Source organism: Youngiibacter fragilis 232.1, from assembly GCF_000495435.3.
GTDB classification, from domain to species: domain Bacteria; phylum Bacillota; class Clostridia; order Clostridiales; family Clostridiaceae; genus Youngiibacter; species Youngiibacter fragilis.
In genome coordinates this window covers 16,824-42,519 of sequence record NZ_AXUN02000068.1, presented here as the reverse complement: position 1 = coordinate 42,519, position 25,696 = coordinate 16,824, and the positions used below count along the sequence as shown (strand labels likewise).

The window sequence follows — 25,696 nt, the reverse complement described above, 5'->3', positions numbered from 1 at the left end:
AATATGGTAAATAGGAGGATACTCTTATGAAAAATATGAATCCCAAAATGAAGAAGTGGCTGGCTGTCGCTGGTGGCCTTGCCCTCTGCGTGATACTGGTGGTGCTGATCGGGCAGCGGTTTCAGACGCCCAAGCCGGTGGATGCGCCCCTTTCGTCCCAAAGCTCCGAGGTAAGCAATGTGACGGTAGACCCGTCCGAGCCGGACAGCACAGAGAAAGAAAAAGAGGTCACCGTAACCCCGCCTGATACCAGCCAGCCGGTGAGTACCGACAACGGCGCGGTTTCCAACGGTACCGAACAGACCATTCAGGGTGATGTGAGCAAGGAGGAATATACCGAGAAACAGCTCCAAGACCCCACGCAGAAGCCCAACGGCGAAAAGGTCACTGAGCCTCCCACGGCTGTGGATCATGACAAGGTGGAACAGCCAAAGGAAACGCCGAAGCAGGAAGCCTCATCTAAAACCAGCAGTGGTGGAAACAGCATCCCTGGCTTTGATAATGTGCCGGATGGCGGTGCAAACACAGTTATTGAAGTGGATGGAGATGGTGATATCAACAAGCAGGTCGGTATCATGGGCGAATAAGAAAATGCTTTTTAAGGGCACGGTTGAAAGATACCGTGCCTTTTTCTTTTGCAAAAAAAGGAGGTCAGGATGAAAAAAATACTTCTACGGGCCCTGCCGCTACTCCTCATATTTTGCCTGCTTTGTCCGATGTCCGCTTTTGCGGACACGGGCGGCAGTGGAAACATTGACGGCGGTGGCGGTGGGATGGGTCAGGGAACCAGCACCAATTCATGGAATAGCGGCAACGAGGGTGTGCGGGTTACTGTGGTTCGTGCAAGCGACCATACGGTAGTTACCACACCCTTTGACTTTACAAATAAAGCTCCTTCATCCTCAATTTATAATTTTGGAAAGGTCAGCAAACTGCAATATAACAGCGGAACAAACCTAACTCCTATAAAGGGTGGTTATACCGCTATTAAACCAGCTCAAACCATGCCGCGCATCATCAGTACCAATGGCAGCAACAACATTGAGGCCATCAAAAAATACTTATGCTCCGAATACGTGGTCAAGCGCATAGCGGATATCACAGGCATGGACTATGATGTTCTCATCGGCGGTGAGTATAAAATCCTTTTGGAGCCGCTGGCTTACTACAAATTTGAAGGAAATATGTTTGCCACCACCGCCACAGAAGCGGCGCTTTATGATGAGCAGACAAGCGGCCTACTGCGAAAAAGGATGGTATCCCTCACCCACAAGAATCTCCCTCTGGCCATGTTCTTGGAAGTAAGCGATCTCGGCTATCCCGCATGGGGAGGCAGCAAAACCAGCGCCGCAACCAATGCGGATATCAAATCCAGCCTTGGGCTTGGCATCGTCCGCTTTGAAGAAAAGCCGGAGGAACCGCAGATTGAAGCCTACGACTATGAGTACCGGGTCAACACCGACGTCATCACGGCGGCGCGGATCAGCGGCGGACAGTCAGATCCCGACAGCCCCACCCGTGTCAGCTTTAACATTGGCGGCCAGACCTACAGCGTGGGCAATGTTTATTACCCTGAAGGCGACAGCCAGCTTGCGTGGGTGAAATGGAAAACCCCGAATACCGAGCAGAATATGACCATTGAAGTGACGGTGTCCGGTCCCGGCAGCACGGCGAAAACGACCCTCAACGTGAAAATCGTTGACCTTGATAAGAACCCGCCGCCAAATCCTGTAGCTGATGACCGCAACGACAGCTTCTCCTGTGCTTCCGTTCCAAGCAGAACGGTGAAAAGCACAGCAAGCTGGAGCATTTGGCGTCCGTGGTGGCAGGAATATTGGGTATGGCACGGAGATGACGAGGACGGATATTGGTGCGATCACGGGTGGTATGAATTTGATCTGGATCGCTACAGCGCCAGTCTGACCGCCGATATGAGCATCATGTGCGACAGCAAAAATCCCACCGCCAGCGGAACGGTAATGAAGTCCGGGTACGGCATCAATCAGACCGTCACCGGGAGCATCAGCTCCAGCCAAAGCTCGGCGGTAACCCAGCCGCAGAATGCGGTCAGCTATTTCCCTGAATTCGGCTACGAAACCTACTGGCGGCTCTTGGAACGGATGGGATCGGGACGGTTTGAGTTTCAGAAAAATCCCTATTCTACCTACAAGAATCGGACTCATTTCAGCCCCATCTGGATGCCGGACGGCGCCTATACCGTCAACACGTGGCTCATAGATGCGTGGACCCCCGATGGAATGCTGTCCGCCAACCTTACCGCCAGCCTGACCATTCGCGGCAATCTGTGGCAGGATTGGCATGCCGGTCCCATTCAGCCGTAAGGGAGGGACGAGGATGGCATATGAACGCATTGAGGCTCCCAAAGGCAGCCTGTACCACTACACGAAAACGGATCGGCTGGAGGCAATTTTCAAGGATGGCCGCATCCGGCGGTTCGGAGATCGGGAGTGCTGGTTCTGTACCTCTCTTGCGGATACCCTGCGGCTTATGGAAATGACCGTCATGCTGGAGGGGCATCCTTACGTTGATACACAGGGCATCTGGCGGAAATATCCCGCTTTCGTGCCGGAGGATTATGTGATCCTCCAGCTGGAGCCGCGCTATCAGAACGGAGATTGGGTGCGCTGGAATCAGGAGCTGCCGCCCGGCAGTTCCGCTGAGCTCCTTGCGCAAGCGAAGGAATTCAGCGAGCTGAAAAAAGGATTCCGGGGCGACCTGAAATTTTACCAGAATCCGCAGGTGCTTGCGGTTGCTCCGCTTTTGGAGCAACAGACTCCGGGCATGGACATGACCATGCAGCTATAAAAGCAGAAAAAGAACAAGGCCGCATGGGGTAAACTCTGCGGCCTTGTTCCTCATTTCGGAAAGGTGGTTTTTATGAAAAGATGTAAAAAAATCGCGCTGGCGCTCACGCTCGTTCTCATGGTAAGCCTGCTGTTCAGCACAACTGCTTTTGCGGCAAACGGCGACGTGGCCGGGGCAATTGAGGGAACATGGAACGACGCCTCCGGGCAGATCAAGACGGTGGTCAACAAGGTGGTGTTCCCTGCAATCGACCTGATTTTGGCGGTGTTTTTCTTCGCAAAATTGGGGACGGCGTATTTCGACTATAGAAAACACGGACAATTTGAGTGGGCCGCGCCAGCGATTTTGTTTGCCTGTTTGGTGTTCACCCTGACGGCGCCGACCTATATCTGGCAGATACTTGCATAAGGACGGTGAAAATAGAAAGAGGGCAACTAAGCCGATAATGGCGAGGTTGCCCATACTTTCGTAGTAATTAAGCTTGGCTTTAGCAAGAGCTACAAGGCTCATATCAATCACATGCTCATAAACTCATTGGCAAATTGGAATTTTGAAGTATGACCTGTACCCAAAAATCAGAGCCGTTTTATACTTTCTTTCGTGTCAAGAAAATTCCGACGATTGCCCCTATAAGGACAATTGGTGCTAATCTGACAAACAGCCATTCAAATGCGTGAAAAACAACTCCGACAACGGCAGTTTCAGGAGCACTATAATCCCATCCTAAGTAAGGACTGTTTAATGCAATTAAAACTGCAGAAATTGTTACTATGACCACACACAATGAGATAAGTAGCCAATGAAGCGTTTTTCGTTTCGTAGTATTCCTTTGTGCGAGCTGTAAGTTTATAATCTCCAGTTTTTCAGAAATCACTTTCAAGTCATCGACCTTCGACTCAGTAACAGTATCTCCAAGCAAAGTGCTTACAGGTATTTCAAACACTTCCGATATGGAGATTAACATTTCAGAATCAGGAACTGACAATCCTTGCTCCCATTTAGAAATGGTTTGTCGCACCACATTCAGCTTGATAGCAAGTTCTTCTTGTGAAAGTCCTTTTGATTTTCTAATAGCTTTAATGTTTTCGTTTAACATAGCAAATACCTCCTTTGATTGCCATTTAATTATAATAGATATTTGCCCGTTGCCACAAGCAACGCAAATTAACAATGACTGTTTTTATGCTAAAGGGTATATAAATTGATTGGACGATTTTAGGGATGTAGTGAAACAAACTATTTTTTACACACAGCTCCCAAACAGAGAGAAAACATTTTGCAGCAGCAAAACAAGGAGGGCGGCAGAACCGCTCTCCTTGCTTTTTGCAAACGGGCTATGCTATTTATCGTTGTCGTCGGGCTCCGAATCTCTTTTGAGCTCCACAATAACGCCGTCATCGCCGGAGATAAAAAGCTCCTCCGTCTTTTGCTGCGCACGCTGAAGCAGCGAGATGGCATCCGTCACATCGTTGAACAGCGAATCATACATTTTTTTGTAATCTGCCACGCAATTGACCTCCTTTTCCTTATTTCGGCGGCCACCGTTGTGTGGTATTGAAGCTCTGAATGGGCGGATTGTCAAGTCGTTTTTGAAGTTTTCTAAATCTTGGCTCTCTGCCCGAAATCCGTTCAACCAGATACGCAGGCACACCGCATTTTATTTCATTGTGTGCCTTTTTATTTCCACGGAAAGGGGTGAGAATCCAATGTTCATATGGGACTTTGTCCTTGGAACCGTCATGGATCAGATCATCGAATGGCTCTACGGACAGGTGGTCGGCTTTCTGGCCGACTTTTTTGCACAGATGGGAAACATGGGCGTGGAGCTGTTCGAAATGAGCTGGGTGCAGTCCATTGTTCTGTTTTTTTCCTATCTGGCTTGGGCGCTGTACGGAACCGGGCTGGTGGTGTCGGCATTTGAAACCGGCATCGAGTACCAGCACGGCCGGGGCAGCATCAAGGATACCGCCTTAAACGCCATCAAGGGCTTTATGGCGGTGTCCCTTTTTACCACCGTGCCGGTGGAGCTGTTCAAGCTCTCGGTCGATCTCCAGAGCAGCCTCACGGCGGGCATCACCGGCTATGGAACCAGCTTCGGCGACCTTGCCGGGAACATCATTTCCGAGCTTGGCAGCTCGCCTGATATGGTTGGCGCCATGGGCTCCGGCGTGTTCGGAGGGCTGGCTGTCATTACAAGCCCCATCCTGCTGCTATTTATGATCATCATGATGGGGTACGCGGTCATTAAGGTGTTCTTTGCCAACCTGAAGCGCGGCGGCATCCTGCTGATCCAGATTGCCGTAGGCAGCCTGTATATGTTTTCCGTTCCCCGCGGCTACATCGACGGCTTTACCCAGTGGTGCAAACAGATCATCGGTCTGTGCCTGACCACGTTTTTGCAGGCGACCATCCTTGCGGCGGGGCTTATGGTGTTGCGAACCCATGCCCTGCTGGGGCTTGGTCTGATGCTGGCCGCAGGAGAAGTGCCGCGAATTGCCGGAGCCTTCGGACTGGACACCAGTACAAAGGCCAATGTGATGAGCGCCGTGTACACCGCACAGGCAGCTGTCAACACCACCCGCACCATCGTACAGGCGGTAGCGCCGAAATAATCACGAAAGGAATTTGCCCATGAAATTAATCTATGTGGCGTCCCCTTATGCCGGGGACATCGAACAGAACACCGCATTTGCCAGGAAAGCGTGCCGCCATGTGATGAACGAGGGGCACGCTTTTTTTGCGCCCCATCTGTTATACCCGCAGCTCCTTGATGATTCCAATCCGCAGGAGCGTCAGGCGGGTCTGGATATGGGGCTTGCCATGCTGCCCCGCTGTGATGAGCTGTGGTGCTACGGTGACCGCATCTCCCATGGAATGCACCTTGAAATCGAGGAAGCGGCCAGAATCGGAATCCCGGTTCGCCGGGTAATGGAACAGGAAAACGGCTTTGTTATCGGCAGGGCCAAAGGCACCGAACCGGCCGAAGCTCCCCAGCAGGCGATGAGGATGGCCTGATGATGACGATGGGGAGCCTCTTTGATGGGATCGGAGGTTTTCCATTGGCGGCTATCCGCAACGGTATCACTCCCGTATGGGCCAGTGAAATCGAAGCCTTTCCCATTGAAGTGACGAAAATCCGATTCTCAGAAATGCTCCATGTCGGGGATATTACAAAGCTGGACGGAGCGAAGCTGCCGTCTGTGGACGTCATTTGCGGCGGCAGCCCGTGTCAGGATTTGTCGGTTGCTGGCCAGAGGGCTGGCTTGGCGGGAGCACGTTCCGGCTTGTTTATGGAGCAGACCCGAATTGCAAAGGAGATGAGAAAAGCCGATGAGCAACGAAACGTACCAGCTCACCTTGTTCGACCTCGATACCTCGTTTGGGAGAATGTCCCCGGAGCCTTCAGCTCCGCAGAGGGGGAGGACTTCCGGGCGGTCATTGAGGAAATTGTCCGCATTAAGTACAGTGCCTGTGATGTGCCTCGACCTGAGTCCGGGCGCTGGGAATCTGCTGGGGCTGTCCTTTTGGGAGATGAATTCAGCCTGGCTTGGCGTGTCATGGACGCTCAATTCTGGGGAGTCGCCCAGCGCCGCCGTCGCATCTTCCTTGTCGCAGATTTTGGAGGCACAACCGCACCCGAAATACTATTTAAGCAAGACAGCCTGTTTGGGAATATTGCGCAGAGCGGAGGCCCGCGGCAAGGAACTGCCGCCCCAACTGAGGGATGCCTTGATGATACAGGCGGGGCTTGCCTGACCCCATGGGACGTCCAAAGTCGCCGCATTTTTGAGGAAGCCGGAACTTGGCTCGCCCTCTACGGTGGTGAAGGCGGCGGGCACGGATATATCCAGACAGAAGAAAAAACACCGATTGCTTTTGCCGCCAACCAGCGTGATGAAGTGCGGGATTTGCACGATATTGCAGGGGCGGTACAGGCCCAGCCGGGGATGAAGCAGCAGACCTTTGTGGCACAGCCGCTGTTCTGTTTGAACGATCAGGGCGGCGAACGGATGGATGTCACCGAGGATGTGACGTCCACGCTGCGCGCCGGTATGGGCGGACATCCGCCACTTGTATCCCAGCCCAATTGTATGAACGGCTGGGATACCCAGCAAAGCCGTGTGTTCACGCCGGAGGGTGTGGCACCGACTCTTTCCGGTGCAGACGGCGGCGGGGGCAGAAACCCGGCGGGCCTACTGCTTACCGCAGGCTTCTGCGGTAATGCCAGCGCCGAGGCCAGAGGAATCGGCTACCAGATGGAGTGCTCACCCACCATTAAAACGGGCACAGCGCCATCGGTGATCTGCCTCAATGATCAGGGCGGTAGCCAGATGCACTGCACCGAGGATATCGCAGGAACACTCCGCGCGCAGGAACACGGACACCAGCCGCTGGTGTTTGACAACCACGCACAGGATTCCCGCTTTACCGGACCGGTGGCTGTGTCGCAGACAGTATCCGCAGGCTTCGGGCAGGGCGGGAACAATCAGCCGCTGGTCATGGCGACCCAGCAGGGCGGTGCTGAAATTGGCGAGGGTATCTGCCCGACCATTACGGCAAGTGCCGGAATGAGCGGAAATAACCAACCGGTGTTGTTTGAAAATCACGGCATTGACAGCCGCTACACAGGCCCCCATGCAGTAGCACCCACCATGTCCGCCCGGATGGGAACCGGAGGTAATAATGTTCCGCTGGTGGGCAGTGCCGTTGCCTTTTCGTTGGATTCCAAGGAATCCAACAGCATGAAATCAGCAAATCCCCATTCGGGATGCCGGGAAACGGACGTTGCCAGAACCATTGACACCACCAGCCCCGACCCCAGCAAGAACCAAGGCGGTATTGCGATTTTGCAGGAAACCATCTGCATTGCGGGCAACACCATCGACCGGAAGCCGGAAAACGGCGGCAACGGTCTCGGCTGTCAGCCGGACATCAGTTACACCATTACAACCAGCGACCGCCACGCAGTGTGTGAACCATACCAAGAGGTGGTGGGCGCGCTTTGTCGTGGAGATGAGAAAGGCATCGGCAGCCAGTATGTCAGTCAGAATAAATGCATCGTGGAAAGGCGCAACCTCATCCGCAGGCTTACCCCGCTGGAATGCGAACGGCTCCAAGGTTTTCCCGATGGCTGGACGCTGATTCCCGGCGCATCCGACAGTGCCCGGTATAAAGCTCTTGGAAATAGTGTGGCGATACCCTGCGTGGACTTTGTCCTCCGCGGTATCGCTTATTTTTTGCGAAAAATCTACGAGGAACAGGAGGAATCACCCCCATGTATATCTACCCCGACAACTTAAAATCCAAGGCGACCCTGTGGCTGTGGGAACTGCGGGACATCGGAATCATCGGCGTCGGCTGCCTGATTTCTGTCTTTGCCCTCTCCCGGCTGGGCTGGCTGCCGCCCATTGTTGTGACGGCGGTCTATGCTTTTTTATCCATCCGCTTCGAGGATGTGAGCATCCTTGATTTTATCCGCTATGCCGCCGCTTTCTTCTTTGGCAAGCAGCAGACCTATGAATGGAGGGCGTGAATATGAACCGGAAAAAGAAACAGGAAACCAGAGAAAAAGCCTCCACCCGCCAGCTCATGGGCATTGATGGCATCACCGGCCACAGCCTTGTAACGCCCCACGGTGAGCTGGTGTTTTTTATGATTAAGCCTACGAATATCAGTGTTTTGTCTGAGAGCAGCGTGGGGGCAAGAATCTACGCACTTATGAATGTACTCAAGGGTATCGCTGAAATTGAAATGCTGTGCCTGAACAGCCGGGAAAACTTTGAGGACAACAAAAGCCACCTCAAAGCAAGAATGGACGCCGAGCAGAACCCCGTCATCCGAAAATTGCTTATGCAGGATCAGACCGCCCTTGACCGTATGCAGGTGCAGATGGCAACGGCGCGGGAGTTTTTAATCATCATCCGGCTGAGAAATGAAAAGGAACGCGATGTTCAGCCCTACCTTTCCCGCATCGAAAAGAGCCTCAAGGATCAGGGCTTCACAGTACGCAAGGCGGCTGAAAGCGACATTAAGCGCCTGCTGGGCGTCTATTATGAGCAGAATGTCACAACAGAACAATATGAAGATTATGATGGGGAGCGTTGGGTCATTTTGAATGAGTGAATTCTATGGAAATGGGAAGCTGGGGTTTTTATTCCCAGCTTCCCATTTTGCTCAACAAGAGAATCCGATAATACTAATAGATTTTTATTGCTTTTTGCTGTATCTGAAGTCGCAATATTTTGCACCCTCAGCTATTGTTTGAGTTCGTTTCAAACTTAATCCCATCATATCCGCCATAACAAAATCTAGCTGGCATAAATACTTTGCAAGTTCAAAGCAGCCTTCATCCTGACACAATTTACAAATTCCACAATCGTGATAGTCATATCCCAAGTCATATTGATCCGTCTTGTCCAGCACGACTACAACCCAGTCATTTTCATATTTATGTAGATGAGAATCTTTCTCCCATTGCTTTCTTTCAGGCATTCTCTTAGGATTTAAATAAGATTCGGCGTCTCCCATTGCAATATGGAATAGCCGATTTGCATATAAGGCATCCTTAAACATGCCATAGGCTTCATCTGGGGGCATTTTTGTCATGCGGCATATGGAAATAAAATAAGCTGCCATGCAATAGGCGCTCAAAAGCTTAGAATTTCCAATATCCTTAGCTCTGAGAATAATAGAAATATACTCTTTCTTAATAGCTTTTATATTATCTTGTTCGCTTTCATAATTCTTTTTGATTTCCTTTTTGCAGGAGCTATGATAAAACCACCCATATAGCTTTGTACTGAAATTACACTTCATAAAATGAATCACCTCCTTAAATTTCTTCTTATTTTCCTTTTATATAAATAACCTGTACTTGAATACATTTTTCCGACACCTTATTATACCTCGTTTTTTTACCAAAGTGAACCCATTTACCAAAAGCCGTCACAAACGTGGCGGCTTTTGCTATATCCAAAATCAAAACCAGAAAGGAAGAAATGCCAATGGCAAGAAAAAAAGCTCACCAAACCCCACCGCAGGAGGATGCCAAAATCAAGGATTTCCTTGACATGATCGCACCGGGTATCATCAAATTCAACACCGACCACTTCCTCTGCGGCAACACATACCGCTGTGTGTGGGTGCTGCGGGAATATCCCACCGCCACGGAGGAACAGGCCATCCTGCGCCACCTTGGAGAAAAGAACGGTGTGACCCTGCGCATCTATACCCGTCAGGTATCGGCGGCCGAGGAAAAGAAGATCATCCACAATGCCGCCAACAAAAACCGTATGGATAAGAGCAGTACCAACGATCTCCAGCAGACCGTCACCGCCGAAAGCAATTTGCAGGATGTGGTCACGCTGGTGGCCTCCATGCACCGGAATCGGGAACCGCTCCTGCACTGCGCTGTTTTTATTGAGCTGACCGCTCACGATTCCGATGCGCTGAAGCTGCTCCAGACCGATGTTCTCACCGAGCTGGTGCGCAGCAAGCTCAATGTGGACCGGCTCATGCTGCGCCAGCGGGAGGGTTTTCTCGCCGTAGGCCCTGCCGGATACAACGTGTTCGCCAGCCAGTTTGAACGGGTGCTGCCCGCAAGCTCCGTGGCAAACCTCTATCCGTTCAACTACAGCGGCAAGACCGATCCCCGCGGCTTTTACCTCGGCAGGGACAAATTCGGTTCCAATATCATCGCGGATTTTGACAAGCGCGACGATGACAAAACCAACGCCAATGTCCTGATACTCGGCAACTCCGGTCAGGGCAAGAGCTATCTGTTAAAGCTCATCCTCTGCAACATCCTCGAATCGGGCAAGTCCGTTCTGTGCCTGGACCCCGAGCACGAATATGTGGAGCTGGCGGAAAACCTCGGCGGCTGTTTCATTGACCTCATGTCGGGCCGGTACCGGATCAACCCGCTGGAGCCGAAAACTTGGGATGAAGGCGGCAGCCCGGAGGATACCGACGCGCCCCAGGCATTCCGGCAGTCCACCAAGCTCAGCCAGCACATCAGCTTTCTCAAGGACTTCTTCCGGTGCTACAAGGATTTTTCCGACCGCCATATTGACGCCATTGAAATTATGCTGGGCAAGCTGTACGAACAGTTCGGCATCAGCGACCACACTGATTTCAGGAGCCTTGCCGCCACGGACTATCCCATTTTGTCCGACCTGTACGCCCTGATTGAAGCCGAGTACAAGGGCTACGACAAAACCAAATACCAGCTCTATCCGCCGGAGTTGCTGCAGGAAATCCTGCTGGGACTTCACTCCATGTGCATGGGTGCGGAAAGCCAATTCTTCAACGGCCACACCAATGTGACCTCCGACCGCTTTATTGTGTTCGGCGTCAAGGGACTTTTGCAGGCCAGCCGGAACGTGAAAAATGCTCTGCTGTTCAACGTGCTGTCCTTTATGAGCGATAAGCTGCTGACCGAGGGCAACACCGCCGCCTCCATTGACGAGCTGTACCTGTTCCTCACGAACCTGACAGCAATTGAATATATCCGCAATTTTATGAAGCGTGTGCGCAAGAAGGAATCGGCGGTGATCTTAGCCTCGCAGAATCTGGAGGACTTCAACATTGAGCATATCCGGGAGCTGACCAAGCCGCTGTTTTCCATCCCGACTCATGCGTTCCTGTTCAATGCAGGCAACATCGACAAGCGGTTCTATATCGACTCCCTCCAGCTGGAGGAATCCGAATACAACCTGATCCGCTTTCCCCAGCGCGGCGTGTGCCTCTATAAATGCGGCATTGAGCGGTATAACCTTGCGGTTCACGCTCCGGCGTATAAGGAGAAATTGTTCGGCACGGCAGGCGGCAGATAATGAAGAAGGGAGAAAAAATCATGAGCAAACTGCAACAGCAGAAAGAAAACAAATCGGGACTCCTCGATGATATGCTGTCCTTCATCCGCTACACCCCGAACCGGGAAGCGGATCTTTTAGCGTTTATGGAGAAATACCAGAAAGCGGACTGTGACGAACGCCCTGCTGTTTTGGAGCAGCTCCGGCGCTGCATGGACGGCAAGGAATACCCCGATCCCTACACCGGTAGCTACCATTATACCCCGGAGGATGTGTCTGTCATGGGGCAGATTCTGGATGAATACATCGACGACCTCACCTTGGCACAGGGTGATCCCGCCGCCGTTTCAGAGTGTGTGCGGGACACGGTGCTGAAAATCAACGCGCTCAATGAGGAATGCGGACGGTATCTCATTGATACCTGGCGTAGGGAACGGCTGTGCGGCTTCATCAACTCCGCGGCGGAGCTGGCGGGGCTGTCTCAGGAAAAAGACCTGACCCTGCAGCACAGGATGTGGTAAAGGCGGTGAGTAAATGGAGATACAGGGTCAGGATTTCGGGATTGAAATTGAAATGACCGGGCTTACCAGAAGCCGCGCCGCCGAGGTCATTGCCGAATATTTCGGCACCACAAAAGAATATGAGGGCAGCTTTTACGACGCCTATTTCGCAAGGGATACCACCGGCCGCAAATGGAAGGTCATGAGCGACGGCAGTCTGGACTGCCAGCGGAAGGAGGGGCGCAGAAAGGTCAGCGCCGACCGGAACTACAGTGTGGAGGTGGTCAGCCCCATCTGTCAATATGGGGACATCGAAACGGTGCAGGAGCTGATCCGCAAGCTCCGGGAGGCCGGGGCGTTTGTGAATTCCTCCTGCGGAATCCACATTCACATCAACGCCGCTCCCTTTGACGCACCCCATCTGCGCAATCTGGTCAACATCATGGCAGCCAAGGAGGATATGATTTACAAGGCGCTGAAGGTTTCGCGTGGGCGGGAAAGCCACTACTGCCGGAAGATTGACCCCGCCTTTTTAGAGCGGCTCAACCGGCAGAAACCCGCCACCCTCGACCGGCTCAAAAGCCTCTGGTATAACGGCAGGGACGGCAGCCGGGAGCATTATCACGACAGCCGCTACCACTGTCTGAATCTACACAGCGTGTTCCAGAAGGGTACGGTGGAGTTCCGGGCGTTCAACGGAGAGCTGCACGCCGGAAAAATCAAGGCGTACATCCAGTTCTGTCTTGCCATGACCGCGCAGGCGCTCAACCAGAGGTCGGCAAGCCCGGCAAAAACACAGTCCAGCAATGAAAAATATACCTTCCGAGTGTGGCTTCTGCGCCTCGGTATGATCGGGGATGAGTTCAAAACCGCCCGCCAGCATCTGCTGGATCATCTGGAGGGCTGCATTGCCTGGAAAGACCCGGCACAGGCCCAAAGGCAAAAGGAACGGCTGCGGGAAAAACGTGAGGCGGAGCGTCAGCAGACACAGGCTCCCCCGGAAGAAGCGGTACCGGAACCCATGATGGAAGCGGAGGACGAACAGTCCCCCGCTTTTACTATGTCCATGTAGAAGGGAGATCGTATGAAAAACAAACTGTATATTGCCTACGGCAGTAATCTCAATCTGCCGCAGATGGCGCATCGGTGCCCCTCCGCCAAGGTGGTGGGGGCATCCGAAATCAAGGATTATGCCCTTGTGTTCCGGGGCGGCCGGAACGGGGCCGTCGCTACCGTTGAGCCCTGCGAGGGTTCGTCTGTCCCTGTTCTGCTGTGGAAGATCACGCCCAAGGATGAGGCGGCGCTGGATCTTTACGAGGGCTTTCCCCGGTTTTATGACAAAGAAATGATGGAGCTGCCTCTGGACGGCCAGACGGTGTCCGCCATGGTCTATGTGATGACGCCGGGTCACCGGCTGGGGTATCCTTCGGATTATTACTATAACACCATCCGTGAGGGCTACGAAACCGCAGGCTTTGACACTGCTGTTCTGGAGCAGGCGGTGGATTATACCGAGCAGCTCATGGAGAGTGAGCCGGAGCCGGAACAGCAGAATCTGTTCGGCTTTGGCGGTCTGAAATGGTGGTGACGGCATGGCAGATCCCGCAACCATCGCAGCGGTTGCAAAGGCCGCCGCTGCCGCACTCTCGGATGAGCGCGCCCGAAAAGCCATCGGCTGGGTAATCGCCGCCGTCCTGTCCCCGCTGATTTTAATGATCGTGCTGGTCTGCTCCCTGCTTTCCGGCACCACCAATCACAACAACACTGCCGTGGAGCTGTGCTTTCACGGCGGCGTCATTCCGTCAAGTATGCCCGCGGAGTACCGGGAGTACATCGGGGATATGCGCCAGAGCTTCACCCTCATAGACGGCGCAATTGCCAGCGTGAACGCAAAAATGGTGGATGGGGACAGCCTTGACGGTTACCGGGTTAAGGCGATTTTTTATTCTCTGTTCTTCGGCGCAGAGTCTCCCTCCCGGCTGGAACACCGCCGCTATGTGGACTGCTTTGTGACGTATGAGGAACGCACCCGCACCGTGGACAACGGCGACGGCACCGCCACGAAGGAAACCTACACCGTAGCCGTTCCCATCACCTCTCTGCCCGCTGTCTACAACAACATCCGCGCGCTGTTCGGCAGAGCCGTCACCTATGAGGATCAGGCTAACGCCAATGAAATCTATTATCGCGCCCGATACGACACCGGCGCACCCATGGAGGATGACGATTCCGGGCTGTGGGAGGACTGGACGCCGGATCAGATAGACGGCTTTTATTCTGATTTGCCTGTCGGAGAAGCGGGTGCGGAGGCTGTCCGGCTGGGGATGTACCGCCTTGGCGACCCCTATTCGCAGGAGCTTCGCGGACAGGGCAGCTACACCGACTGCAGCTATATTGTGCAGTGGGTGTACAAAAAGCTGGGTGTAAATCTACCCGGCACGGCGGCGGCGCAGGGCAAATACTGCGTGGACAACGGGCTGACCATTCCCAAATCCAGCCTTGCCCCCGGTGATCTGGTGTTCTGGAGCCACAAGCCCAATGGCCGCTATCTCAATATTACTCATGTAGGAATCTATGCCGGGGACGGCAAGGTGGTGGACGCATCCTCCTTCAAAGGACAGGTCGTCTACCGGGATTTATTTGATTCCGGCAAGCAGGTGCTGTACGCAAGACCCTACGCCGAAGCCCCGGAAGCCTCCGTCTCCGGCCTGATTTCTCCGCTGGGTAAGAGCTGGCGCTCCATGGTGACTTCCGAATTCGGCGGCAGGACGGACCCACTCACCGGTGAGTGGGCGGGGCATTCCGGCATTGACCTCGGCGCATCAAAGGGCACCTCCATCCGCGCGGCACAGGCTGGGACGGTAAAAACCGTGGTCTATGGCAGCACCGGCTACGGCTATTACCTGACCATTGACCACAGCGGCGGGCTGGTCACCTTATACGGTCACTGCTCTGAGATTCTCGTCCGGGAGGGGCAAACCGTGAAAGCCGGGGAAACGGTTGCCAAGGTGGGCTCCACCGGCCGCAGCACCGGAAACCATCTGCACTTTGAGGTGCGGGTGGACGGCGTGAAGCAGAATCCGAGAAACTATCTTCCGTAAATAAAGAAAGAAGGGATGATTTTATGAGTGAAAACAGGATTAAGGTACTCAAAATTGAGCCGGGACAGACGCCCCAAGTCAAGGAAATTCAAAATGACCTTGCCAGTCTGCAGGCAGAGGTAGGCGGCCTGATTGAATGCATCAGCTTTCCTAACGGCTGCGTTGCCGTCTGCAATGAGGAAGGCAAATTAAACGGAATGCCGCCCAACAGGCGGCTGGGCGCGGACATCATCTGCGGTCCGTTTTTTGTCTGCGACACCACCCGTGACGGTGAGTTCGCCTCTCTCAGCAAGAGCAAAGTCGCAGAATACAGCCAGCTTTTTGCTGACATTCCCGAATTCACCGGGCTGGAACCGGAGCTGGAGCCCGGCTTTACCTTTATGGGATTTCGATTTTAAGGAGGGCACTCAGATGAAAAAAGAAAGCATTACCGTTCAAATGGACGGAGAAAAGCTCCGTGCGGTGAAGCGCTACATGGAGAAAAAGGATGCGGATCTCACGCAGGAGCTGTGCGATTCTCTGCAAAAGCTCTATGAAAAATACGTTCCGTCTTCCGTCCGGGAATATATTGACGAGGGCTGTGAGGATGCTCCCGCCACTGCTTCGCCCAAAAAGCAGAAGGAAAAAGAGAAAGCCGCTCCTGCTGCTGACAGCACACAGGACAGGGCGGCACATTAAGGCGCATGCCCGTCCCCCAGCGTTGCCCCCTGTTCGCCCCTGTGTGCCGCTTTGACAGGCGGGGTGGCACCCTGCACCCATCTCACTCTAAACGGCAATGTGAGGGCTTTGTGCCGAGCACTGGGAAAAGGCTCTCTGCACCCCGAATACGGCAGCTCCCCACGGTCGAAAAAAGAGCAGGAGAAAGGCGGGTGGTCGCAAGCGCCCGCCCGCCGTCCACTTCGCCCAGCAGTGCTGGGCGTTTTTCGCACCTTGCCATGAGGTGGTCGGATTGGGGATTTGTCACGGTCAGGGTGGTCGGAAACTGCAAAAGCACAGGGAAACAAAGGAATTTGCACGGTCACCTCGCAGGTGTACACGCACGAAATGGAGGTTTTCACATGAAAAACAACAAGGAACGAACAGCGGTCTGGCTGTATCCCGAAACCATGGAGCGGCTGGACGGCTGGCTCATACAGGATAACTGCAAAAGCCGCAGTGAGTTTATAGAAAAGGCACTCTGCTTTTACATGGGCTACCTTGGCACGGAGGACACCTCCTCGTATCTTTCCAAGGCATTGCTTTCCTCCATAGAGGGAACCTTGCAGAAAACGGAGAACCGGGTGGCCAGCAATCTCTTTCGCCTCTCGGTGGAAATCAGCATGATGATGCATCTGCTGGCGACGACGTTGGATGTCTCGGATGAGGAACTGCACCGGCTTCGCGGCCGGTGCGTTACCGAGGTGAAAAAGACTAAGGGGAAAATCCGGCTGGATGATGCGGTAGAGTTTCAAAGCAGAGCGGATGATGAATAATGGCGCGCATTATCGTCAAGAACGGTTACCTTAAGGGCGGCAGTGAAAAAACAGCCGCCCATCTGAATAACCTCGTCAAATATATCGCTACCCGTGACGGCGTAGAAAAAATAAAGAGCGGTCATGAGCTCTGGCACTCCACCAAAAAACAGCAAACACTCATAGATGAAATCCTTCGGGAATTTCCTGATGCCAAGGAAATGTTCGAGTATGAGGACTATCTCGCAAATCCAAACCGGGAAAACGCTTCGGAATTTATCACCATCGCTCTGGAACAGCATCTTGATAAAATCGGAGATCGGGAAAAATATCTGGACTACATTGCAAACCGTCCTCGTGTTGAAAAGTTTGAAAGCCACGGGCTGTTTACCGCCGGGGATGCGCCGCTGGTGTTATCTCAGGTGGCGGAAGAAGTGGCCGCCCACACCGGAAATGTGTGGATGCCGATTATTTCCCTGCGCCGGGAGGATGCCGCACGGTTGGGTTATGATCATGCCACTGCATGGAAAGCGTTGCTTTCCTCCAAGGCGATGGAGCTGGCGGAGAATCTAAAAATTCATCCGGACCACCTGAAATGGTACGCGGCATTTCACAATGAATCGCATCATCCGCATATTCACATGATCTGCTACAGCACCGACCCAGGGGAGGGCTACCTCACCAAACAGGGCATCCGTAAAATGAAGTCCGCTCTGGCAAATGAGATTTTCCGTCAGGAGCTGATTCCGCTCTACGGAGAAAAGACCCAGCGGCGGGATGCGCTGAAGGAACAGGCCGCCGAAGCCATGACAGACCTGATCCGGCAGATGAGGGGCGGTGTTTTGATCAGTGAGCGCATGGAGCAGCTCCTCACACACCTTGCCGAACGTCTGCAAACGGTCTGCGGAAAAAAGCAGTACGGCTACCTGAAAGCAGACCTGAAAAATGTGGTGGACGAAATTGTGGAAGAGCTTTCCAAGGACAGCCGCATCGCCGAAGCCTACCGCCTGTGGTGGGAGGTCAGAGGCAGAATCGAATCCATCTACACCGAAACACCCTCCGAGCCTCCGCCCCTCTCCCGTTGTGAGGATTTCAAGCCCATCCGCAATAGGGTCATTCAGGAGGCAGTGAACCTTGGCGGTGGAGTCATGACCTTTGAGGAACCGGCGTCGGTGAAAACCGCTCTGCCGGATGCCGACCCGGATGCCGATACCCCCTCCGTGGAGGCTGCACCAGAGAACACACCCGCTGAGCTGGAGGAAGATTTTGAACCGCCGTCCGCTCCATCTTTCCGCAGCGGGGAGAAAGCCTCTGCATCATGGTGGACGGACGAATACAAGCTGGCAAAACAATATCTGCACGGCGATGAAGATGCCGAAATCCCGCAGGATTTTGAAAAAGCCCGTGAACTTTTCCTCGTAGAAGCGGAGGAAGATAATCCCCTTGCACTCTATGACCTTGGCCGCATGTCCGCCGATGGGCTTGGGTGCGAAGCGGACACCGATAAAGCCTATTACTGGTACGAAAAGGCTCTCACGGTGTTCCATGCCGCCGAAGAAGAAAAGCCTTGGAAATACACCGAATACCGCATCGGAAAAATGGTTGCCGCGGGGCTTGGCACAGAGCAGGACTATTTACAGGCGGCGGACTGGCTTACCTTATCTGCGAACGAAAAATATAAGTATGCGCAGTATTCCCTTGGCGGTCTGTATTACCACGGCAAGGGTGTGGATCAGAATCATGAAACCGCCTTTGCCCTCTATACCAAATCTGCAGACCAGAGCTTCCCCTATGCCAGCTTTGAGCTTGGTAAAATGCTGCGGGATGGAATCGGCTGTGTGAAAAACCAGCCGGACGCTGATCATCGTTTTGAGGAAGCCTTTCTCGGCTTTGTCTCTTTGGAGGAAAAAGGGCACGATGATAAGCTCCAGTACCGGCTGGGCTGGATGCTTCTGAACGGCGTGGGGACGGAAAAGGATGAAGCCAAAGCCAAGGAATACTTTGAAAAGGCGGCGACGGTGGGAAATCCCTTTGCCTGCTACCAGCTTGCAAAGCTCATTCTTTCCGATGAAACAGCGCCGCCGCAGGAGGTGGAAAAAGCCCTCGGTTATCTCCGGCAGGCGGTGGAGGCTGAAAATCCCTATGCCGCCTATTTTCTCGGCAAGCTCTATGAAAAGGGGCAGCACGTCCCGCAGAACACGGCCGAGGCAGTACGGCTCTATACCCTGTCGGCGGAGCAGGACAACGACTTTGCCGCATACCGGCTGGGAAAGCTGTATCTTGGGGGCGGTGGCGTCCTTAAGGATGTGGAAGCCGCAATCCACTGGCTGACCTTTGCCGCCGACCGAAAGAATTCATTTGCAGAATATGCCCTCGGCGTTCTCTATCTCAATGGAGAGGATGTTCCGAAGAACGTGCCCAAGGCATTGGAATACCTGAAACGCTCCGCCGGTCAGGGCAACCAATATGCTCAATACCGGTTGGGCAAAGTTTACCTTATGGGCGGGGATGTGCAAAAGGATATTCCCGCTGCCCTGCAATTCTTGACAGCCGCCGCCGAACACAAGGTGAATTGCTCCGAAGGAGCAAGAGAGGGTGGCCTGGGCCAAGGGAATCAATACGCGCAGTACACCCTCGGCAAGCTGTACCTGATGGGAAAAGACGTCCCAAAAGACAAGGAGGCCGCCGCCCGCTGGTTCACCCTCTCGGCGGCCCAGGGCAATCTTTACGCGCAGTTTTTCCTTGACCATATGGATGAGTTCAAAGACCCCTCCGTCCTATTGGCGGGTACACGGCTCCTGCATCACATGAGCCGTGTGTTTGCAGATAACGCTCCGCCCTTGAAATCGCCCAGTCAGCGCATCGACCGCAAACTTCTGCGCAGGCTCCGTGAGAAGAAGCAGGCACAGGGTCATGCGCGGGACGACCACGAACAGACCATGTCACTCTAAAAACGATGGGAGGATACCCGTGAAAAAGCAGAAAAAGAAAATCGGGCAGATGCCCGTACTAAAAACTCTGTACCCAAAGCAATGCCGTCCTGTAAAAAGGGCGGCATTTTTTCATCGAACCGGCAATCGCCACAGATAGGAGGTGCGCCCATGGGTGCGTATGTGTATTTTACGGACGAGCAGAAATACCGTGCCAACAATGTGGAGCTGGCAGACTTTCTCCAGCGGCGCGGGGAAAAGCTCCTGCCCAGCGGACGGGATAAGCGGCTCGCCTCCGACCACAGCATCACCGTCCGGGGAAACGAGTGGTACGATCACTCCGCAGAGAGCGGCGGCTATGCCATTGATTTCGTGCGGAAGTTTTATGGATGCTCGTATCCTGAAGCCGTGACCCTGCTTCTGGGCGGTGAGCAGGGCGAAAGCTATCGGCCTGCCTCGCAAAAGGAGCCGGAGCCGAAAAAGCCCTTTGCGCTCCCGCCGATCCACACGGATATGCGCCGGGTCTATGCCTATCTGGTGAAAACCCGGCACATCAGCCGGGAGGTGGTGAGCTTCTTTGCAAAAAAGAAGCTCCTCTACGAGAGCTGCGAAAAATCCAAGGATGGAACGAAGGAATATCATAACGCAGTGTTTGTGGGTTTGGATGAAAACGGAGTTGCACGCCATGCCCACAAGCGCGGGATTTACACCTTGGGGCAGGCGTTCAAGGGGAATGTAGATAGCTGCGATCCCCGGCACAGCTTTCACTGGCTTGGCGAAAGCGATGCACTGTATGTGTTTGAAGCACCGGTGGATATGCTGTCCTACATCACCCTGCATCCACAGGACTGGCAGCGGCACAGCTATGTGTCCCTCTGCGGCGTCGGCGGTCAGGCCATGCTGTGGATGCTGGAGCAGTACCCGCAGCTCCGACAAGTGTCGCTATGCCTGGATAACGATACAGCCGGACACAAGGCCAGCGAACGGCTACAACAGCAGCTTGCGGAACAGGAATATCCTTCACAGCGGCTGATTTCTCAGGGGAAGGACTGGAATGACGATTTAGCAGAAGCGGCGCAGCAAAGGCAGAGCGGCTTTGAAATGAGGATGGCATAGAAAACTGGAGCAGCCAGATGCCTGGCTGCTCCATAAAAAATCTGCCATGGATAGATAAATTATAATGTGTCCACTATGTGTTATGCCCAAAGTGTCAATAAATCACCTTTATAGCGATAGAATCAAGAAACAGGTGTCTTCTACAGGGCTTTCATAATAAGGTGCAGTTTCTATAAATCCTAAATGCCTATAAAGCCTCCTGGCATTTTCCATGGTAGACAGCGTATCCAATACAATTGATTTATATCCAATGTCTTTTGCATCAAGAATTACCTGCTCGGCAAGCATTTTTCCAATATGGCAACCGCGGAATTGACTGCGGACGTATAACCTTTTCATTTCAGCTCTTCTGGCATCCAATTTCCGTAAGCCTATGCAGCCGGCAACCATTCCATCAACATACGCGGTATACAATCTTCCAGTGGGCTTGGCGTACTTACCGGGCAACATTGAAAACTCTTCTGCGTAGTTCTGATAAGTTAAATCTATGTCGAGCAAGGATGTATATTCCTTAAAAAGTATTTTTATATCCTCAATATTAGAGTAAGATTCTCTTATTTCAATGCTCATGGTTAACCTCGCATTTTATAAATAATCTACAGTTAAACGTGCTTAACAAACTTCTTATAGAACACCACAAAATACACCAAACCGAAAGGAGTTTCGCTATGACCTCTCAAGTTTACATCTTATTCGCAGTGGCCGCCGTGATGTTTCTCGTCATCGGCGGCCTTTCTCTTTTGGCCCATTATTACACCCTCAACGGAATTAAATCCCGGACGGTGGGTGACGGCCAGCATGGAACGGCGCGATTTTCCACCAAGCAGGAAATCAAAAGCATCTACAAGCACATTCCTTTCCAGCCGGAGCTGTGGCGGCAGGGAGAAAGCCTCCCCGCTGTTTCAGAGCAGGGTATCATCCTTGGCAGCACGGGAGCGAAAAACAAGATCACGGCGCTGGTGGATACCGATGACGTCCACTGCCTCATGATCGGCGCATCCGGCGTGGGCAAGACGGCATTCTTCTTGTACCCCAATCTGGAATATGCCTGCGCCAGCGGTATGAGCTTTCTGACCACCGATACCAAGGGGGACCTGTTCCGCAACTACGGCGCCATTGCCCATGACCATTACGGCTACCATGTGGCGGTCATCGACCTTCGAAATCCCACACGCTCCGACGGAAACAATATGCTCCAGCTGGTCAACACCTACATGGATTCGTATCTTGCCGACGAAAACAACCTTGTGGCAAAGGCCAAGGCGGAGAAATACGCGAAAATCATCTCTAAGACCATCATCAATGCCAGCGGCGAGAACTACGGACAGAACCAGTTTTTTTACGATGCCGCCGAGGGGCTTCTGTCCTCCATCATCCTGCTGATCGCTGAATATCTGCCGCCCACCAAGGTGGATGGCAAAAAGGTGGACTGCCGCCATATCATCAGCGTGTTCAAGCTGGTGCAGGATTTGCTGGCGCCCAGCAAGGTAAAGGGCAAGAGCCAATTCCAGCTCCTCATGGAAAAGCTGCCGCCCGACCACAAGGCCCGCTGGTTTGCCGGAGCCGCACTCAACTCCGCGGAACAGGCGATGGCTTCGGTGCTGTCCACTGTACTATCCAGGCTCAACTCCTTTATCGACAGTGAAATGGAGCAGATTCTCTGCTTTGAAACCGCCATTGACGCGGAGAAGTTCTGCAATGAAAAATCTGCGCTGTTTATCGTCCTGCCCGAAGAAGATCTGACCAAATATTTCATGGTCAGCCTGATGATCCAGCAGCTCTACCGGGAAATCCTCGCGGTGGCGGATGAGAACGGCGGTAAGCTGAAAAACCGGGTCATGTTTTACTGTGACGAGCTGGGTACGCTCCCAGCCATTGAATCGCTGGAGCTGATTTTTTCGGCCAGCCGCTCCCGCCGCCTTTCCATGGTACCCATTATCCAATCCTTCGGCCAGCTTGAAAAGAATTACGGCAAGGAAGGCTCAGAAATCATCGTGGACAATTGTCAGGACACCATCTTCGGCGGCTTCGCGCCAAACAGCCAGACTGCCGAGGTGCTGAGTAAAGCGCTGGGCAGCCGCACCGTGATGAGCGGCAGCATCAGCCGGGGCAAAAACGATCCCAGCCAGTCCTTACAGATGATGGAGCGTCCGCTCATGACGCCGGATGAACTGAAATCCATTCCCAAAGGAAATTTTGTCGTGATGAAAACCGGCACTCATCCCATGCGGACAAGACTGCGACTGTTCCTTGATTGGGGTATCCGCTTCGGAAAGCCCTATGCTGTGGAGGAAAAGGCACATCGAAAGGTGATCTATGCCGACAAGCAGACGCTGGAGGAAAATATCGTCCGCAAGCACACGGCCTGCCTAATGGTGGATGAAGAAACCGGCGAAATCCTTGAACCGCTTACCGGTACCGGCGCACTCCACACCCCCGTGACAGAGCCTCCCGCAGAGCCGCTAAAACGGCGCAGTCATGTCAGAACGTAAAGGAGCTGATAGTCCATGAGCTATTTTAACCACATCTATACCGCTCCGCCCGATGAACTCCCTCATCGGGCGAGGGCGGTTTATATTTACCTCCGCGACCGCACCGGAAAGGGCGCGGACTGCTGGCCCGCAGTAAAAACCATTGCCTCCGACTTGCAGCTCTCCCGCAGCACTGTCAAGCGTGCCCTGCATGATTTAGTTCATGCGGGGCTGATTGAAAAGGAATCCCGCTATCGGGAAAACGGCAGCAACACCAGCAACCGGCTGATTCTGAAAAAATAGCCGAATCGCGGCAATGCAAAAAAGACGGATTTCCCGCCAAGGGGATTTTCCGTCTTTACGCAGAACCCAGGTGCGGTTCATGATGGACCCACCAGAACCTCTCACTCTAAGAATATTTATGACAGAAAAAAGAAATTATGTGTGTCATTTCTGAGGAAGCAATTTTTGAAATCCATAGTAGGAGGCGGTGCTTAAAACGTTAACCACCTCTGTTTCGGTAAGGCTTACCTCATTTCTTAGCCACTTTATATAGGCGGATATGAGACCCGCAGAATAAAACTCCGCATACATATTTAATTCATCTTTTGACACATTGATTGCACCGGACATGGATTCTATTACCACACTTTTTGAAATATCCTTAATTTCCTCCCAAAAGGAGGCATAGGAGGGCATTTTTGCAATATGCCGGTAAAGTTCTATGTCACGCTGAGCTAAGATATTGAGCGATTGAAATAAGGCCAAAACATCAAAGGACCGGTCAAAAAAGTCATTCTTTTCTAGTATCAAAAGGAAATCATTGATTAAGCTTTTATAAAATTCATCCTTAATTGCCTCCGGAGAATCGTAATGGAGGTAAAAGGTTTTACGGTCGATATTTGCACGGTTCGCAATCTCAGTAACAGTAATTTTTGAAGATTTATTGTCTTTTATAATTGAGAAGAAAGCTTCTCGAATTGCCGTTTTTGTCTTTGTAATTCTTCTATCCTGAGCCATAAAATCCCCACTTTCTATATTTGTGTGTAATATTCCACAACAGTCGATACGTTGGCAATTGATTCTCTGCCTGCACGTATTATAATACATATATATAGATAAATCAACATATGAGGAATAAGTAGGAGGTGATTTTTATATATGATGTCAAATAAGCAGGATTTGCTTATTGAAACTATCGTAGGACAACTGTGTGAAAACTCGCGTTTTACACAGACGGCGCAATATAAGCAGCATGGGAAAACAAGTGTCTATGAGCATAGCATTGCCGTAGCGTACACGAGCTGTTGGATTGCTGGAAGACTCCACGTTCACGTCGATTATATATCCTTAATCAGAGGCGCACTGCTTCATGATTATTATTTATACGATTGGCATGACAAAAGTGACGGTCATCGGCTGCATGGCTTTTTTCATCCGCGAAGGGCTCTGGAAAACGCTTGTGAGGACTTTGAACTAACGGCAAAAGAAAAAAATATGATACTTCGGCATATGTTTCCGTTGACGCCAATTCCACCATATTATTTGGAAAGCTGGATTGTATGTGCTGCGGATAAGCTTTGTGCTATGAAAGAAACATTTCGAATGACAGAATTACAGCACAAAAAAACAGGAGCGTACCTTTATGAATTTAAGTGAGTTATTCCTGTGTTTCTTTTTCTACAGTTTTTTGGGATGGCTTTATGAATCTCTCGTTTGTTCCATTTTTGGAGAGCGGCGGTTTATTAACAGGGGATTTTTGTTGGGACCGTACTGTCCAATTTACGGAACCGGCTCAATTTTGTGTTGGCTTGTATTAAAAGATAATGCGAATATGTTAGAAGTTTTTGCGATTGCGGCTGTTTTATGCTGTGTTGTAGAATACATTACTTCATTCTGTATGGAGAAAGTGTTTCATGCAAGATGGTGGGATTATAGCAGCCTGCCCTTCCAACTGCACGGCCGGATTTGCCTATACGGCGGGATTATTTTCGGTGGCGGGGTTGTCATTGTCAAATTTTTAATACAGCCGACGCTTCTACAAATGACCACTCAATTAAACCAAAGTCTGTTAGATGTGCTTGCTGTTGTAATCTTTGCAGTGGCTGGAATTGATATCCTTGTTACACTTGGGAGCTGGAAGGGACTGAATAAGCATTTAAGTATCATTCATAATGCCATTTATGATAAGGCAGACGGTACATTTTCCAAGCTGACAGATAAATTTTGGGATACTCCCATTTCATCTGTTGTTGAAAAGGGACATGGGATTTTTATCCGTGTACAGAATATAAATGTTAGACTGTCATCAAACGAATTGCATTTTTTCCGGGCTTTCCCCAATATACATATTCCTGCCTATGAGGAAATTATAAAAAGGCTAAGCATAAAAGAAAAAATGAAAATGAATTCCGAAACCAAAGAACATCAGGAAGTGGATTGCACTCCGGATACCAGTGTTGAGGATGTGATTCAGTAAAAAAGAAAA

Annotated in this window: 28 protein-coding genes; 23 read left to right on the top strand and 5 right to left on the bottom strand. The window is 52.1% G+C overall.

Annotated elements, in window-relative coordinates; all coding sequences use genetic code 11:
- Positions 1-26 precede the first annotated feature (26 nt).
- The 4 genes from T472_RS04690 (at position 27) to T472_RS04675 (ending at position 3,234) form a co-directional block, all read left to right on the top strand.
- Entirely contained in the window at positions 27-587 is a 561-nt protein-coding gene (locus T472_RS04690) for a DUF6550 family protein (RefSeq protein ID WP_023383212.1), read from the top strand.
- Positions 588-656: 69 nt separating this feature from the next.
- Positions 657-2,342, top strand: a complete 1,686-nt coding sequence (locus T472_RS04685; RefSeq protein ID WP_023383211.1) for a DUF8193 domain-containing protein — start codon at positions 657-659, stop codon at positions 2,340-2,342.
- Between the two features lie 13 nt (positions 2,343-2,355).
- The gene (locus tag T472_RS04680; RefSeq protein ID WP_023383210.1) at positions 2,356-2,826 is read left to right on the top strand and encodes a hypothetical protein; all 471 of its coding nucleotides are present in this window, start codon (positions 2,356-2,358) and stop codon (positions 2,824-2,826) included.
- Between the two features lie 72 nt (positions 2,827-2,898).
- Positions 2,899-3,234, top strand: coding sequence for a DUF3852 domain-containing protein (locus T472_RS04675; RefSeq protein WP_023383209.1), 336 nt, complete (start codon positions 2,899-2,901; stop codon positions 3,232-3,234).
- Between the two features lie 178 nt (positions 3,235-3,412).
- Here the strand turns inward: T472_RS04675 and T472_RS04670 are convergent, their stop codons facing one another.
- Positions 3,413-3,922, bottom strand: a complete 510-nt coding sequence (locus T472_RS04670) for a helix-turn-helix domain-containing protein (RefSeq protein WP_023383208.1) — start codon at positions 3,920-3,922, stop codon at positions 3,413-3,415.
- Between the two features lie 243 nt (positions 3,923-4,165).
- Entirely contained in the window at positions 4,166-4,333 is a 168-nt protein-coding gene (locus tag T472_RS19880; RefSeq protein ID WP_023383207.1) for a hypothetical protein, read from the bottom strand.
- A gap of 199 nt (positions 4,334-4,532) precedes the next feature.
- Here T472_RS19880 and T472_RS04665 point away from each other — a divergent pair, with 199 nt between their 5' ends.
- The 5 genes from T472_RS04665 to T472_RS04645 are packed head-to-tail and all read left to right on the top strand — an operon-like array spanning position 4,533 to position 8,949.
- Positions 4,533-5,438, top strand: a complete 906-nt coding sequence (locus T472_RS04665) for a conjugal transfer protein TrbL family protein (RefSeq protein ID WP_023383206.1) — start codon at positions 4,533-4,535, stop codon at positions 5,436-5,438.
- A gap of 19 nt (positions 5,439-5,457) precedes the next feature.
- Positions 5,458-5,841: a DUF7768 domain-containing protein gene (locus tag T472_RS04660; protein WP_023383205.1), complete on the top strand. Its 384-nt coding sequence runs from the start codon at positions 5,458-5,460 to the stop codon at positions 5,839-5,841.
- Entirely contained in the window at positions 5,841-8,126 is a 2,286-nt protein-coding gene (locus tag T472_RS04655; RefSeq protein WP_023383204.1) for a DNA cytosine methyltransferase, read from the top strand. The genes T472_RS04660 and T472_RS04655 overlap by 1 nt, the downstream gene beginning before the upstream one ends.
- A complete protein-coding gene (locus T472_RS04650; RefSeq protein WP_023383203.1) occupies positions 8,102-8,359 on the top strand; it encodes a hypothetical protein in 258 nt (85 codons plus the stop codon). The genes T472_RS04655 and T472_RS04650 overlap by 25 nt, the downstream gene beginning before the upstream one ends.
- Positions 8,347-8,949, top strand: a complete 603-nt coding sequence (locus tag T472_RS04645) for a hypothetical protein (protein WP_023383202.1) — start codon at positions 8,347-8,349, stop codon at positions 8,947-8,949. The genes T472_RS04650 and T472_RS04645 overlap by 13 nt, the downstream gene beginning before the upstream one ends.
- Positions 8,950-9,033: 84 nt before the next feature.
- On the opposite strand, the gene T472_RS04640 is transcribed toward T472_RS04645, so the two are convergent.
- The gene (locus T472_RS04640) at positions 9,034-9,642 is read right to left on the bottom strand and encodes an L-2-amino-thiazoline-4-carboxylic acid hydrolase (RefSeq protein WP_023383201.1); all 609 of its coding nucleotides are present in this window, start codon (positions 9,640-9,642) and stop codon (positions 9,034-9,036) included.
- Positions 9,643-9,824: 182 nt separating this feature from the next.
- Here T472_RS04640 and T472_RS04635 point away from each other — a divergent pair, with 182 nt between their 5' ends.
- From T472_RS04635 to T472_RS04590, 10 genes are all read left to right on the top strand, one after another.
- A complete protein-coding gene (locus T472_RS04635; protein WP_040906674.1) occupies positions 9,825-11,660 on the top strand; it encodes a VirB4 family type IV secretion system protein in 1,836 nt (611 codons plus the stop codon).
- A complete protein-coding gene (locus T472_RS04630; RefSeq protein WP_023383199.1) occupies positions 11,660-12,160 on the top strand; it encodes a hypothetical protein in 501 nt (166 codons plus the stop codon). Before T472_RS04635 ends, T472_RS04630 begins: the two co-directional genes overlap by 1 nt.
- A gap of 13 nt (positions 12,161-12,173) precedes the next feature.
- Complete coding sequence (locus T472_RS04625) at positions 12,174-13,211, top strand: amidoligase family protein (RefSeq protein ID WP_023383198.1); 1,038 nt, start codon at positions 12,174-12,176, stop codon at positions 13,209-13,211.
- A 12-nt stretch (positions 13,212-13,223) separates the two neighbouring features.
- On the top strand, positions 13,224-13,727 hold the full coding sequence (locus T472_RS04620; RefSeq protein WP_023383197.1) for a gamma-glutamylcyclotransferase family protein: 504 nt from the start codon (positions 13,224-13,226) through the stop codon (positions 13,725-13,727).
- Positions 13,728-13,731: 4 nt separating this feature from the next.
- Positions 13,732-15,240 carry a peptidoglycan DD-metalloendopeptidase family protein gene (locus T472_RS04615; protein WP_023383196.1) on the top strand — a complete coding sequence of 503 codons (1,509 nt, stop codon included), beginning with the start codon at positions 13,732-13,734 and terminating at the stop codon, positions 15,238-15,240.
- Positions 15,241-15,263: 23 nt separating this feature from the next.
- On the top strand, positions 15,264-15,638 hold the full coding sequence (locus T472_RS04610) for a DUF3846 domain-containing protein (RefSeq protein ID WP_023383195.1): 375 nt from the start codon (positions 15,264-15,266) through the stop codon (positions 15,636-15,638).
- 13 nt (positions 15,639-15,651) lie between these two features.
- Complete coding sequence (locus T472_RS04605) at positions 15,652-15,918, top strand: DUF6103 family protein (RefSeq protein ID WP_023383194.1); 267 nt, start codon at positions 15,652-15,654, stop codon at positions 15,916-15,918.
- A 380-nt stretch (positions 15,919-16,298) separates the two neighbouring features.
- Positions 16,299-16,712 (top strand): hypothetical protein, encoded by a 414-nt coding sequence (locus tag T472_RS04600; protein WP_023383193.1) that lies wholly within the window; start codon positions 16,299-16,301, stop codon positions 16,710-16,712.
- A complete protein-coding gene (gene mobP3 / locus T472_RS04595; RefSeq protein ID WP_023383192.1) occupies positions 16,712-19,642 on the top strand; it encodes a MobP3 family relaxase in 2,931 nt (976 codons plus the stop codon). The genes T472_RS04600 and mobP3 overlap by 1 nt, the downstream gene beginning before the upstream one ends.
- Before the next feature lie 150 nt (positions 19,643-19,792).
- Positions 19,793-20,737, top strand: coding sequence for a DUF3991 and toprim domain-containing protein (locus tag T472_RS04590; RefSeq protein WP_023383191.1), 945 nt, complete (start codon positions 19,793-19,795; stop codon positions 20,735-20,737).
- A gap of 108 nt (positions 20,738-20,845) precedes the next feature.
- On the opposite strand, the gene T472_RS04585 is transcribed toward T472_RS04590, so the two are convergent.
- Entirely contained in the window at positions 20,846-21,307 is a 462-nt protein-coding gene (locus T472_RS04585) for a GNAT family N-acetyltransferase (RefSeq protein WP_023383190.1), read from the bottom strand.
- 98 nt (positions 21,308-21,405) lie between these two features.
- Between T472_RS04585 and T472_RS04580 the strand changes: the two genes are divergently transcribed.
- Positions 21,406-23,229 carry a VirD4-like conjugal transfer protein, CD1115 family gene (locus tag T472_RS04580; protein ID WP_023383189.1) on the top strand — a complete coding sequence of 608 codons (1,824 nt, stop codon included), beginning with the start codon at positions 21,406-21,408 and terminating at the stop codon, positions 23,227-23,229.
- A 15-nt stretch (positions 23,230-23,244) separates the two neighbouring features.
- Positions 23,245-23,511 (top strand): helix-turn-helix domain-containing protein, encoded by a 267-nt coding sequence (locus T472_RS04575; RefSeq protein WP_023383188.1) that lies wholly within the window; start codon positions 23,245-23,247, stop codon positions 23,509-23,511.
- 144 nt (positions 23,512-23,655) lie between these two features.
- Here T472_RS04575 and T472_RS04570 read toward each other — a convergent pair whose 3' ends face one another.
- Positions 23,656-24,228 carry a TetR/AcrR family transcriptional regulator gene (locus tag T472_RS04570; protein WP_023383187.1) on the bottom strand — a complete coding sequence of 191 codons (573 nt, stop codon included), beginning with the start codon at positions 24,226-24,228 and terminating at the stop codon, positions 23,656-23,658.
- Between the two features lie 141 nt (positions 24,229-24,369).
- Between T472_RS04570 and T472_RS04565 the strand changes: the two genes are divergently transcribed.
- Both T472_RS04565 and T472_RS04560 read left to right on the top strand, forming a co-directional pair.
- Entirely contained in the window at positions 24,370-24,867 is a 498-nt protein-coding gene (locus tag T472_RS04565) for an HD domain-containing protein (RefSeq protein WP_023383186.1), read from the top strand.
- Positions 24,854-25,687: a putative ABC transporter permease gene (locus T472_RS04560; protein ID WP_023383185.1), complete on the top strand. Its 834-nt coding sequence runs from the start codon at positions 24,854-24,856 to the stop codon at positions 25,685-25,687. Before T472_RS04565 ends, T472_RS04560 begins: the two co-directional genes overlap by 14 nt.
- Positions 25,688-25,696 lie beyond the last annotated feature (9 nt).